We start from the raw sequence: 13496 nt of genomic DNA, 5'->3' as shown, positions 1-13496 counted from the left end.
AATAAATATAAACCACGTATGAAACGCACAATTAAAAAAGTTGCAGTGATAGGATCCGGAATTATGGGTTCAGGAATTGCTTGCCATTTTGCCAACATTGGAGTTGAAGTTTTACTTTTGGACATTGTTCCAAGAGAACTTACGGATGCCGAAACTAAAAAAGGTCTGACTTTAGAAAGTAAAATCGTTAGAAACAGATTGGTAAACGAGCATTTAGCGAACTCCTTGAAGTCAAAACCCTCTCCTATTTACAGTCAGAAATTCGCTAACCGAATTACAACTGGAAATACTACGGATGACATGGCAAAAATTGCTACTGTTGACTGGATTATTGAGGTGGTAGTAGAGCGTTTGGACATCAAGAAAATGGTTTTCGAACAAATCGAAAAATTCAGAAAGCCAGGAACTTTGGTTACTTCAAACACATCTGGAATTCCGATTCACTTTATGAGTGAAGGAAGAAGCGAAGATTTCCAAAAACATTTCTGTGGAACTCACTTTTTCAACCCTGCGCGTTACTTAAAATTATTTGAAATTATTCCCGGACCACAAACTTCAACTGAAGTTTTGGACTTCCTTACTATATACGGAGAGAAATTCTTAGGTAAAACTTCAGTTGTAGCCAAGGATACTCCTGCATTCATTGGAAACCGTGTTGGTATTTACGGAATTCAAAGTTTATTCCATTTGGTTAAAGAATTGGGATTAACCATTGAAGAAGTAGATAAATTGACTGGACCAGTTATTGGCCGACCAAAATCAGCTACTTTCAGAACAGTGGATGTTGTTGGACTAGATACTTTGGTACATGTTGCTAATGGAATTTATGAAAACTGTCCAAATGACGAGCAACACGAATTATTCAAACTGCCAGACTTCGTCAATAAAATGATGGAAAACAAATGGCTTGGTAGTAAAACGGGACAAGGTTTCTATAAAAAAGAAGGAAAAGAAATTCTGACTTTGGATTTAGAAACTATGGAATACAGAGCGGCTAAAAGAGCATCCTTTGCTACTTTAGAACTAACAAAAACAATTGATAAACCAATTGATCGCTTTAAAGTTTTGGTAAAAGGAAAAGACAAAGCGGGTGAATTTTATCGCAAAAGTTTTGCCGGTATGTTTGCTTATGTTTCGAATAGAATTCCTGAAATCTCAGATGAATTATACAAAATCGATGATGCTATGAAAGCTGGATTCGGTTGGGAGAATGGTCCATTCGAAATTTGGGACGCTATAGGTGTCGAAAAAGGAATTGAAATCATGAAAGCAGAAGGCCTTGCTCCTGCTGCTTGGGTAAATGATATGCTAGCTGCCGGAAGCAAAAGCTTCTATTCTATTAAAGAAGGGGCTACTTATTTCTACAATATCCCTACAAAATCACAAACTAAAGTTCCTGGTCAAGATTCATTTATCATCTTGAACAACATTCGCGAAAGCAAAAAAGTATGGAGCAATAGCGGTGCAATTATAGAAGACTTAGGAGATGGAATCTTGAACTTAGAATTTAAGTCTAAAATGAATACCATTGGTGGCGATGTTTTACAAGCGATCAATAAAGGAATCGATTTGGCTGAAAATGAATATCAAGGTCTGGTTATTGGGAATCAAGCAGCGAATTTCTCTGTTGGTGCTAATATCGGGATGATATTCATGATGGCTGTTGAGCAAGAATATGACGAATTGAACATGGCTATCAAAATGTTCCAAGACACCATGATGCGTGTGCGTTACTCTGGAATTCCAGTAGTGGTTGCGCCTCACGGAATGACTTTTGGTGGAGGTTGCGAAATGAGTTTACATGCTGATAAAGTAGTCGCTGCAGCTGAAACCTATATGGGATTAGTTGAGTTTGGAGTTGGAGTAATTCCTGGTGGTGGTGGTTCGAAAGAACTAGCCTTGCGTGCTTCTGATTTATTTCACAAAAATGATGTGGAGCTGAATGTATTGCAAGAGTATTTCTTGACGATTGCTATGGCTAAAGTATCTACTTCTGGATACGAAGCTTTTGACTCTGGACTTTTACAAAAAGGAAAAGATATCATTGTAGTGAACAAAGACCGTCAGATTGCTGAAGCCAAGAAACATGCATTGATTATGGCTGAAGCAGGTTATACACAACCTATTCACAGAACGGATGTTAAGGTATTAGGAAAACAAGCATTGGGAATGTTCTTAGTAGGAACGGACCAAATGGAAGCTGGAAAATACATATCTGAACACGATAAGAAAATCGCAAACAAACTGGCTTATGTAATGGCTGGTGGTGATTTATCTGAACCAACATTGGTAAGTGAACAATATTTATTGGATTTGGAACGTGAAGCTTTCTTGTCACTATGTACAGAAAGAAAAACACTAGAAAGAATCCAGTTTATGTTAACCAAAGGGAAACCTCTTAGAAATTAAGAGCCCCCTACCCCCCAAGGGGGAATTTAGAAGGTTTAACCATAATATTAACTTAAAATCCTATTCACCCCTAATAGGAATTCCCCCTTCGGGGGTTAGGGGGCTAATATGAAAACAGCCTATATAGTAAAAGCATACAGAACAGCCGTGGGGAAAGCCCCAAAAGGAGTGTTCAGATTTAAAAGACCTGATGAATTAGCTGCAGAAACCATCGAATTTATGATGAATGAGCTACCTGATTTTGACAAGACTCGTATCGATGACGTGATGGTAGGAAATGCCATGCCGGAAGCAGAACAAGGATTAAACATTGCTCGTTTGATTTCCTTAATGGGATTGAAAATCGAAGATGTTCCGGGTGTAACGGTTAACCGTTACTGTGCGTCGGGATTGGAAACAATTGGGATGGCTACAGCCAAAATCCAATCAGGAATGGCACATTGTATTATTGCAGGTGGTGCTGAAAGTATGAGTTTCATTCCAATGGGAGGTTACAAACCGACTCCTGATTATGCTGTTGCAAAAGCAGGAAACGAGGACTACTACTGGGGAATGGGTTTAACAGCCGAAGCAGTAGCACAGCAATTTAAAGTGTCAAGAGAAGATCAAGATGAGTTTGCTTACAACTCTCATATGAAAGCCTTGAAAGCGCAAGCTGATGGTAAATTTGACAAACAAATCGTTCCAATTACTGTTGAACAAACGTTTATCAATGAAAATGGTAAAAAAGAAACAAAGTCTTACGTTGTAAACAAAGACGAAGGACCAAGATTTGGAACTTCAAAAGAAGCATTAGCAGGTTTAAGACCCGTTTTTGAAGCTGGTGGAAGCGTAACGGCTGGTAACTCTTCACAAATGAGTGATGGTGCCGCTTTTGTACTTGTAATGAGCGAAGAGATGGTAAAAGAACTAAACCTAGAACCTATCGCTAGATTAGTAAACTTTGCATCTGCAGGTGTTGAACCTAGAATCATGGGAATAGGACCTGTAAAAGCAATACCAAAAGTATTGAAACAAGCAGGACTGTCTATCAATGATATTGACTTAATAGAATTAAACGAAGCTTTTGCCTCACAATCACTTGCCGTAATAAGAGAACTTGATTTAAATCCTGATATCATCAATGTAAACGGTGGTGCAATCGCAATGGGACATCCACTAGGTTGTACAGGTGCTAAACTATCCGTTCAATTATTTGACGAAATGAAACGTCGTGGTAACAAATACGGAATCGTTACTATGTGCGTGGGAACAGGTCAAGGAAGTGCTGGGGTTTATGAACTCCTTTAATTTATTTTAAATGATGAATTCTAAATTTTAAGTGAGATGAAAGAAAATATAATCGCTACAAAAACATTTGATTTTGCACTGATTATAGTAAATCTTTTCATCTCCTTAAAAAAGGAAAACGAATTCATAATTTCTAAACAAATACTAAGGTCTGCAACAAGCCTTGGAGCAAATGTTGAAGAAGCTATTGCAGCCCAATCTAGAAAAGATTTTGTTCACAAAATGGCAATTGCCTCTAAAGAAGCGAGAGAAACCAAATATTGGTTGCGTTTATTGGACAAATCTAATCTAACAACAATTTCGATGACCAATTATTTAATTGAGATTGAGCATATAATAAACATAATAACAAAAATTATTAAAACTTCTCAGGAAGCGAATACAAAATAATTTAAAATTTATAATTCAAAATTTAAAATAACAAAGTCATGAGCGACGTAACCAGAGGGGGTCAATTCCTTGTAAAAGAAACCAAGTGTGAAGACATCTTTACACCAGAAGATTTCAATGAAGAACAATTAATGATGCGTGACTCTGTAAAAGAGTTTGTAGACAAAGAATTATGGCCTTATAAAGACCGTTTTGAAAAGAAAGATTACGCCTTAACTGAAGAAACCATGCGTAAAGCAGGTGACTTAGGTTTCTTGAGCGTTGCAGTTCCTGAGTCTTACGGTGGAATGGGAATGGGATTTGTAAACACCGTTTTAGTTTGTGATTATATCTCTGGAGCAACGGGATCATTCTCGACTGCTTTTGGAGCACATACAGGAATTGGAACTATGCCAATCACTTTATACGGTACAGAAGAACAAAAACAAAAATACGTACCTAAATTAGCTTCTGGCGAATGGTTTGGTGCTTATTGTCTTACTGAGCCAGGTGCAGGATCAGATGCGAATTCAGGAAAAACAAAAGCTGTTTTATCTGAAGACGGAAAAACATATTCTATCACAGGTCAAAAAATGTGGATTTCGAATGCAGGTTTCTGCAGCGTATTCATCGTTTTTGCACGTATTGGAGATGATAAAAACATTACTGGTTTTATCGTTGAAAATTCTGACGACAATGGAATTTCAATGGGTGAAGAAGAACACAAATTAGGTATTCGTGCTTCATCAACTCGTCAGGTCTTCTTCAACGAGACTACGGTTCCTGTTGAAAACATGCTTTCTGAAAGAGGGAACGGTTTCAAAATTGCAATGAACGCTCTGAATGTTGGTCGTATCAAATTGGCTGCAGCCTGTCTTGACGCACAACGTAGAGTGATTACTAACGCTACTGTATATGCAAACGAAAGAATCCAGTTTAACACTGCAATCTCTCAATTTGGAGCGATTCGTGCCAAATTAGCTGAAATGGCAACTTCTTGTTATGCAGGTGAAAGTGCTACTTATAGAGCAGCAAAAAATATTGAAGACAGAATCTCTGCTCGTGAAGCAGAAGGTGCTACGCATCAAGATGCCGAATTAAAAGGGGTTGAAGAATATGCAATTGAATGTTCTGTCCTTAAAGTAGCAGTATCTGAAGATGTACAAAACTGTGCTGATGAAGGAATTCAAATCTTTGGTGGAATGGGATTCTCTGAAGACACACCAATGGAAAGTGCTTGGAGAGACGCTCGTATCGCTCGTATCTACGAAGGTACTAACGAAATCAACAGAATGCTTTCAGTAGGAATGTTGATCAAAAAAGCAATGAAAGGTCATGTTGACTTACTAGGACCTGCTTCAAAAGTACAAGAAGAATTAATGGGAATACCATCTTTTGAAACTCCTGACTACTCTGAATTATTTGCAGAAGAAAAGGAAATGATCGCTAAGTTGAAAAAAGCATTCTTAATGGTTGCAGGCGGTGCCGTTCAAAAATACGGACCAGACTTAGATGCACACCAACAGTTATTAATGGCAGCTTCTGATATTCTTATCGAAATCTATATGGCTGAAAGTACCATTTTAAGAACTGAAAAAATGGCCAAAAAAGAAGGTGAAGACAAAATAGTGGAACAAATTGCAATGGCAAAATTATACTTGTACCAAGCGGTTGATGTTGTAACTCTAAAAGGAAAAGAAAGCATAATCTCTTTTGCTGAAGGTGACGAACAACGTATGATGCTAATGGGCTTGAGACGTTTCACAAAATATACTAATATGCCAAATGTTGTTGGACTAAGAGAAGCTATTACTACTAAATTAGTAGCAGAAAACCAATATTGCTTCTAAGCAATAAGGTAGTTTTTAATTGAATTTATTTGTTAAAAAACCGTCTTGTTCTAACAAACAGGACGGTTTTTTTATTTAATTCAAATTTCTAATTATATTTCTTTAGAATATACATATCTGCTAATAAACCCGTACTTGCTTTTCCATCCAAATCCAATTGCGTCAACGTATTTTCTCCCACTTTATATTGATAAGATATTCCTTTTAAAGAGATAATGGAGCCAGATGCATTCCAAGTAAAATCACCTTTTTCTTCAAAAACATTTTCCTTTTCTTTGCCCAAATATTTTGTTTTCAAAACAAAAGTCAGATCTTTATTCAAGATTAGTTCCGTTTCAATTCCCTCACAATCTGCACAAGGAGTCATTCCTTTGTAGGTTCCTGGCCAATCTAAAGCATTTTGAGAATTATGCATATCTGTTGTAATTGTATCAACAACATCTGCAATTGTATCTTTTTTTGCTTCTACCGTTTTTATTTCTTTCTTACAGCTAAAAAAGGACAATGAGACAATTACTAATGTAACTATATTTTTTTTCATAGTGTTACTTCTTATCAAAACGCATCATTGCGATGTCGTCCATTATTAACGTTAATGTTTTTCCATCTTCTGAAACAGAATAAGAATCTATTTTCTCGAGTGTCGTCATATAAACATTCTCACCTTCGCCTGGACAAAACATTTTTGTAGCTCCCATTGGTCCTTTGAAATCAATTTTGTTGCCATCAACAGCCAATGGTCCGAAGTAACTGTTACAACTATTTTTCCCTAAGACTCTGTTCTCTTTCAAATCAAAAGCAATAGTTGGCTTATTATTGGGATACAAACCATCAAAGACTATACGTGGACCAGATATGTAATTTAATTCCCAAGAACCTTCAAGTGAAGTCATTTTACTGTTGGCTGTTTTTACAGAATTACAAGAAATAAGTACCGAACAGAAAATGGTCAGTGATAACATTAGTTTTTTCATGAGATTTATTTTTAGCATTTAACGCAATAACATTGCCAAAATCATAGCTGTCGTAAATTATTATAAAAGAATAAATATTTTAATAGTAATAACATCAAAATTAGTAGCTAAAAATTAGTTTTACTTTTAAGAAAAAAAAATAATTTTTAGTTAAATTTATTTGTTTAAAAAAGCCGCAATCAACGAGATGATTGCAGCTTTTAAATTTATTTCAAAATATATTGAGAGGCTATCCCAAGTTTTAATTTTCTACTTTACAATCCATAAAGGCACTTCCAGATCTTGGTTGAAAAGCTCCTCGGTAACACTTCCTACTAGTAAAGAAGAAAAAGTGTTTCTGCCTTTGTCTCCTACAATAATAAGATCAACCTTAGCAGCTGCGGCTTTTGCACGCAGTTTTTCTGCAACCCCGCTATCTCTTCCTGGAATAATTTCTGTAGTTAACTCCCCTTTATATCCCACCTTTTTTATGAATTTCTCATATTTTTCCTTCAGATGATTTTCAATCTTCGCATCAAGGTGCTCCTTTGGAATGTAAGGCGAAAATTGTAACGGCACATTGTAAACGTGGACCGCTTTTACTTTAGCATCAGTGTTTTTTTGTAAATTTTCAGCCACTTCAAAAACCTTATTAGAAGCACTTGAAAAATCTGTTCCAGCCCAAATATTGCTAATAACAGGTTTCGCATTTTTAGGGATAGACAGAATATTACATTTAAGCAAACGCAATAATTTTCCGCTAACGACTCCAGTACCTTTTATCTTATTTTTATTACCAATTAAAGCCAACTGAACTTCGTATTTGTTGACAATGTAATTGATCAAGGATTCAGAATAAGGGTCTTCAGAAATAAGCACTTCCCATTCTACTGAAGATTTAAATTTCTCTTCTACCTTTTCATTCAACTCATCCCCTATTATTTCGTCAAGGTTAATATCCTTTAACTGTTCTTCAAATAATTCCGATATCTCGTATTTTTTTATATTATGTACAAAGTACACTTTTTTAACCTTAAGCGTATCTGCAATAAATGATGCATATTCAATAAGGGTGTTATCAATATCCGAAAGGTCTAATGCGACCAAGATGTTTTTAATTTCAGTCATTATTGGGGTTGTTTAATTTTGTTTTGCTAATAATACTTTGTTTTTTAACGATGTCAGAAACGATTTCCTCGTAATTTTCGAGGTCTTTTTGTGATTCTCGTTTTTGCAATTTCTTCAGGTCTTCACTTAAGCCTTTGTAAAGTGAAAAACACATGACTATTAAAATCACGGCAAAAGGCAATCCAGTAACTATGGTTGCTGTTTGAAGCGCCTGTAATCCACCACCTATTAAAAGTACCGCAGCAACACCACCTTCAGCAAGAGCCCAAAATATTCTTTGACCTACTGGAGCATCAATTTTACCTCCGGAAGTTAAATTATCAACCACTAAAGATCCAGAATCTGAAGAGGTAATAAAGAATCCTGCAATTAAAATTATAGCAATTATGTTAAGATAAAATGCAAAAGGATAATCTTCCAAAAACACAAACAGTGCAGTGGCAACGTTATCATTCACTGCATTTGCAATGGTATCATCTCCCAGAAGTGTCATATGTAAAGCTGTGCTTCCAAAAGCTGTAATCCAGAAAAAAGTTACAAGGGAAGGCACTAATAAAACTCCCAAAATAAACTCACGCACGGTACGTCCTTTAGAAATACGAGCAATAAACATCCCTACGAAAGGAGACCAAGCAATCCACCATCCCCAGTAAAAAACGGTCCAGGCATTTTGCCAGTTAGAACCAGTATAGCTTTCTGTCCATGTTGAAAGTTCTAGAATACTAGATAAATAATTTCCTGTATTTTGTACAAACGATTTAAAAATAAAGATCGTCGGTCCTAAAACCACAACTATCAAAAGAAATAGCAACGCTATTCTCATATTCCACTCACTCAGGATTCGCACCCCCTTATCTACTCCTAAAACAACTGAAACAGTAGCAATTGCTGTTATTCCTGCAATTAGAAGAATTTGAGTCTGTACGCCGCTATCTATTCCCCAGAGGTGATTTAATCCTGCAGCAATTTGTTGCACTCCCATTCCTAAAGATGTAGCAAGACCAAATAAAGTCGCAATTACCGCAAAAATATCAATAGCATCTCCAATTTTCCCGTAAATTCTATCTCCTAAATAAGGATAAAAAATAGATCTTATAGTAAGTGGAAGTCCGCGTGAATAGGTAAAATACGCTAGTGATAATCCTACCAATGCATAGACTGCCCAAGCGTGAAAGCCCCAGTGCAAAAAGGTAAACCTCATAGCTTCCTTAGCCGCTTCAGCGCTTCCGCCTTCTGCCATTGGTGGACTCAGAAAATGATAAACTGGTTCTGAAATACTCCAAAACAACAATCCAATTCCCATTCCCGCACTAAAAAGCATCGCGAACCAAGAAAGCGTTTTAAACTCGGGTTTTGCGTTTTGCCCTCCAATCCTTAAGTGACCAAATTTACTGAAGGCCAGATAAACCATAAATATCAGAAAAATATTGACACTTAATATAAAAAACCAACCTGCTTTGTTAGCGACAAAATTCTGAATTGCGGTAAAAACGTGTTCCGCTCCGTCTTTAAACATCAGCGTTAGTGCTATTATGATGATGATGATAATCGCCGATGTAAAAAACACAGGCCCATTAACATCCAATCCAAAAATGGATTTCCTCTCATCACTTCTTATAATCTTCTTAGCCATAAATCATTTTGTTATTTAATGTAATTTAATTTCTATGAGAGCATCTAACCCTCCATTTATATATAAAACCTAATAATCGTAACCACCCAATATTAATCTTAAAGCAGAAATAACTGCCTTCCGCGATATTCAAAAAAAAAAAAAGGATATATACTTCCCGCGGAGACTAATTCCCCGATTACATTCCTATAAAAATCAGTAAATCTGAAGGCTTTTTTCTGAATAAAAGCAAAATTACAGCATGTACTAATGACTAAAGCCATAGCGTGTATATAGAAAAAACTTAAATGAGTAAATGATTAAAGATCTCTAATCAATGTCAACCTGATTAATTAAAAACAGTCTTAAAAAAGCAAAATATTGGACTGCAAATTTAGTGAAAAAAGTAGCCTAAACCGCCATAAATGCGCAATAGGAGTTATTTCAGAGAATATGACACTAATAAAAACCTAATTTTATGTAATTTACATTTTTATTACTAAAAAAAGGCATTAATAAAGATCAAAAACTTCAAATAGAGGCTATTATACTAACTATTGTCAAAAAAAAACTGCTATACTACTATATATACGTACTGTATCATTCTAAAACTACAGCTAATTTCCTTGCGCTAAATACATAATTAAAAAAAGAATTCCTTGCTATAGTCTTGTTCCTTACTACTCAGCAACATTTTTAAAGAATTCAATTAATTTACCAAATCTTCCTACTACATATTTTAGCTAAAATTATACCTTATGATGCTGATTTATATGTAATTTTATATAAAATTCTAAAAAAACAAAAATCATGAAGAAAATCATACTTTCAACAGCACTTATCATTGCGGTCCTTATTGGTTGTAAAACTAATAGTAACTCTAATGACTCTAAAAAATTAGAAATTACTTTTGAACCTAAAAGCGACAGTAATGTTTCTGGCACAGCTACTTTTATAGAAAAAAACGGTAAAGTTACTTTCGTTGCTAAATTAGCAGGTCTACAGCCAGGAATTCACGCCATCCATATTCATGAGAAATCAGATTGCTCAGCAGCAGATGGAAGCTCAGCTGGAGGACACTGGAATCCTACCTTCAAAAAACACGGAAAGTGGGGTATTGGCGAATATCACAAGGGAGATATTGGTAACTTTACCGCTGATGCAAATGGAAACGGAACTATAACTTTAACAACTGACGAATGGAATATAGGATCTGGAGATCCTACAAAAGACATTCTTGGTAAAGGATTGATTGTCCATCAAGGAGCAGATGATTTTGTTTCTCAGCCCTCGGGAAATGCAGGTGCAAGAGTAGCTTGTTCAGCTATTATTAAATAAAACATTTCAAGGAAAAACCGGTCTGGAGGAAAAACAACTCCATTATTTCAAAAACTTGATAGAATGGTGGAATTGCCTTCATGAAAACCATTCGGATGCAATAGGTATTTATTTACTTATGAAGTAGATAGTCCTTTGAGAGTATGCGTTGGGAAGAGGCCGTTCAAGCAGCAGTTTGCTAAGGCTAAATTGATTCGACTGTAAAAAGATTAGATTCCGAAAAGAGAAAGCAATTATTTACACCTAGAAAAGATAGAAGTACCTGGAATAAACTAGATGAATCGTAAATTTAAAAACTGTTGCTTGAAAACCTAATGCATCAAAGTGGATTAACCAAATTTGAAACTGCCAAAACAAATAGAACTTGGACTTCAGTAGATGAAGTAGCAGATTTAATAGTTCCATCAGATTTACAAATCGCATTTGAAGACAACAAAAAGACTAGCAATACTTGGCTTTGAGCCCAACCTAAAGGAAAAACTAACTCTATTAGCTCAATCAAGCAAAACGAGGAGCAACACGAAACAATAAGATTACAGAAATAATCAATTGCTGCCAGAAGAACCTTAAAGCAAAAAATTAACAGCAATTTAATTATTAATTGAAGCTTGCGTTTTAAATAAATTCATAAATAAACTTAGCTTTACATTTTTAAAATAGAACAATGATTAACCCTTCGGCAACAGGTTGGATAGACAAATATTTTCTTAAACAAAAACTAACGGAACAAACTGTCTACCAGATTCCGGAACTTTTTTATCAGAATATCAGAAAAACAGGTTTTATATATGGTCATATTGTGTCATTCGAAACAAATGTTCCTATTGAAACCAAAGGTTGGGTTCAAAATGAGATTCCGAAAGTTGCATTACTAAACACCTTAAATGCCATTTATGGTCTAACTACACAGGAAATTAATTCCGCTGCCTTTATATCTAAAGTTTTGGGGTTTTATGACGAAATGAATCCACAGGGATTCAACTTGTTTAAGAAAGTATTGCCACATGGTTCCCCCTCTTTAAATTTGGAAAAAATAATTGATGAAAGAGTACAAACCAATATCGATATAATCAGTAAAAACTTTTCACATATCGTAACCAATGCGTTACTATTTATTGATGTTTTGGCTTTTCGCCAATATTTGATGCATGGCGAAATTCCAGAAAAATATCTAAAAAAAATTGAAGAAGCTGTCATCAGTATTGTTTCGCTCGCATTGAAAACTAAAACCAATAAATCCAATTATGACGATTTACTGATTAAACTTTTTGAAGCATCAGTACGATACAGTAAATTTTCAAAAATAAATACCCAGAATTTAGAAGAATTAGACTTAAGCTATTTCACTTCTGATTTGGAAAAATTTTATCTGATAGACATTGCAGGCATGGCCTTGTGGAGTGATGGAAAAATTGAAAATGAAGAAGTCTACTTTTTACATAAATTAGCTGAACTAATTTCAGTTTCTGACGATTTTGTAGCAGATAGTATAAAAAGTACAGATGACTTTATAGTTAAGCATAAAAAAGACATCCCCTACTTTAATTATTCTAATCCTGTTAAGCATTTCTATGACCAGACTACACAAAGCGTTATCACATTAATAAGTCGTAATAAAAACAGATTAGTTAAAGAAATTATTCAAAGTAAAGAATTGATGATTTTACTCGCCATTTCGACACGTCGTGATTTAGACCCTAAAGAAAAGAAAAAAGTAAAAAAACAGTTGTTAGATATTTGTAAATCTGTTCCTTCACTAACCATTTTTTTATTACCTGGAGGAAGCCTTTTGTTACCAATATTAATTAAGTTTATACCCAAATTACTCCCCTCTGCTTTTAACGAGAACTTAGATATAGAATAAAAAAAAAATCCGCTTTTCAGCGGATTTTTATATTTTAAAACTGTAATTGAAACACTTCGTCTAAATCTTTATTAGAACTAATATTAACACCTAAGTCGGTTACAAAACCAGAATTCAATCCGTATACCCAACCATGAATGCTTAATTCCTGGCCATTTTTCCAGGCAGCCTGTACGATCGACGTCTTTGACAAGTCAAAAACCTGTTCCTTAGCATTAATCTCAACAAAAGTATTAAAACGCTCCGTTTCATCTTCAATTGAATCTAAATATGCATTATGTAAGCGGTAAACATCCTTAATATGACGAATCCAGTTATCAATAATCCCTATAGATTGGTTTCCCATTGCAGCTTTTACACCACCACAACCGTAGTGACCACATACAATCACATGCTTTACTTTCAGAATATTAACTGCATAATCTAGTACACTCAACATATTCATATCAGAATGTACAACCATGTTAGCAATGTTTCTGTGTACAAAAACTTCACCTGGCTTTGCGCCAATGATTTCATTTGCAGGCACACGACTATCAGAACATCCTATCCACAATAATGGTGGTGTTTGCCCTTTGGCTAAGTCTGCAAAAAAATTAGGGTCTTTTGCTAAAGCATTCTGAACCCATTCCTTATTATTATCTAATATTTTTTTATAAAAATCACTCATTTTTTTATGTTTT

General features: G+C 35.1%; 12 protein-coding genes. 7 read left to right on the top strand and 5 right to left on the bottom strand.

The annotated features are described in order from the left end of the window. Positions 1 to 18 precede the first annotated feature (18 nt). The 4 genes from HJ01_RS13060 to HJ01_RS13045 all read left to right on the top strand — a co-directional run bounded on the left by HJ01_RS13060 (position 19) and on the right by HJ01_RS13045 (position 5918). Positions 19 to 2409 (top strand): 3-hydroxyacyl-CoA dehydrogenase/enoyl-CoA hydratase family protein, encoded by a 2391-nt coding sequence (locus tag HJ01_RS13060; protein WP_007138928.1) that lies wholly within the window; start codon positions 19 to 21, stop codon positions 2407 to 2409. A 108-nt stretch (positions 2410 to 2517) separates the two neighbouring features. After that, a complete protein-coding gene (locus HJ01_RS13055) occupies positions 2518 to 3699 on the top strand; it encodes an acetyl-CoA C-acyltransferase (protein ID WP_007138927.1) in 1182 nt (393 codons plus the stop codon). A gap of 36 nt (positions 3700 to 3735) precedes the next feature. Beyond that, positions 3736 to 4089 carry a four helix bundle protein gene (locus HJ01_RS13050; RefSeq protein WP_007138926.1) on the top strand — a complete coding sequence of 118 codons (354 nt, stop codon included), beginning with the start codon at positions 3736 to 3738 and terminating at the stop codon, positions 4087 to 4089. A 38-nt stretch (positions 4090 to 4127) separates the two neighbouring features. Beyond that, entirely contained in the window at positions 4128 to 5918 is a 1791-nt protein-coding gene (locus HJ01_RS13045; RefSeq protein WP_007138925.1) for an acyl-CoA dehydrogenase family protein, read from the top strand. Between the two features lie 88 nt (positions 5919 to 6006). Here the strand turns inward: HJ01_RS13045 and HJ01_RS13040 are convergent, their stop codons facing one another. The 4 genes from HJ01_RS13040 to HJ01_RS13025 form a co-directional block, all read right to left on the bottom strand. Then, on the bottom strand, positions 6007 to 6459 hold the full coding sequence (locus HJ01_RS13040) for a copper resistance protein NlpE (protein WP_007138924.1): 453 nt from the start codon (positions 6457 to 6459) through the stop codon (positions 6007 to 6009). 4 nt (positions 6460 to 6463) lie between these two features. Further along, positions 6464 to 6892 (bottom strand): META domain-containing protein, encoded by a 429-nt coding sequence (locus tag HJ01_RS13035; protein WP_007138923.1) that lies wholly within the window; start codon positions 6890 to 6892, stop codon positions 6464 to 6466. A 249-nt stretch (positions 6893 to 7141) separates the two neighbouring features. Then, entirely contained in the window at positions 7142 to 7999 is an 858-nt protein-coding gene (locus HJ01_RS13030) for a universal stress protein (RefSeq protein ID WP_007138922.1), read from the bottom strand. Next, a complete protein-coding gene (locus HJ01_RS13025; protein ID WP_007138921.1) occupies positions 7992 to 9632 on the bottom strand; it encodes a BCCT family transporter in 1641 nt (546 codons plus the stop codon). The genes HJ01_RS13030 and HJ01_RS13025 overlap by 8 nt, the downstream gene beginning before the upstream one ends. A 789-nt stretch (positions 9633 to 10421) precedes the next feature. On the opposite strand from HJ01_RS13025, the gene HJ01_RS13020 reads away from it, so the two are divergent. From HJ01_RS13020 to HJ01_RS13010, 3 genes are all read left to right on the top strand, one after another. Beyond that, entirely contained in the window at positions 10422 to 10949 is a 528-nt protein-coding gene (locus tag HJ01_RS13020; protein ID WP_007138920.1) for a superoxide dismutase family protein, read from the top strand. A 299-nt stretch (positions 10950 to 11248) separates the two neighbouring features. Beyond that, complete coding sequence (locus HJ01_RS17675; RefSeq protein WP_007138919.1) at positions 11249 to 11410, top strand: hypothetical protein; 162 nt, start codon at positions 11249 to 11251, stop codon at positions 11408 to 11410. Positions 11411 to 11613: 203 nt separating this feature from the next. Next, positions 11614 to 12813, top strand: coding sequence for an LETM1-related biofilm-associated protein (locus HJ01_RS13010; RefSeq protein WP_007138918.1), 1200 nt, complete (start codon positions 11614 to 11616; stop codon positions 12811 to 12813). A 34-nt stretch (positions 12814 to 12847) separates the two neighbouring features. Here HJ01_RS13010 and can read toward each other — a convergent pair whose 3' ends face one another. After that, the gene (can, locus tag HJ01_RS13005) at positions 12848 to 13483 is read right to left on the bottom strand and encodes a carbonate dehydratase (protein ID WP_007138917.1); all 636 of its coding nucleotides are present in this window, start codon (positions 13481 to 13483) and stop codon (positions 12848 to 12850) included. Positions 13484 to 13496 lie beyond the last annotated feature (13 nt).

This window comes from Flavobacterium frigoris PS1 (assembly GCF_000252125.1).
Lineage (GTDB): Bacteria > Bacteroidota > Bacteroidia > Flavobacteriales > Flavobacteriaceae > Flavobacterium > Flavobacterium frigoris_A.
Note: the sequence above shows the minus strand (reverse complement) of the source record. Positions and strands in the feature narration are given on the sequence as shown.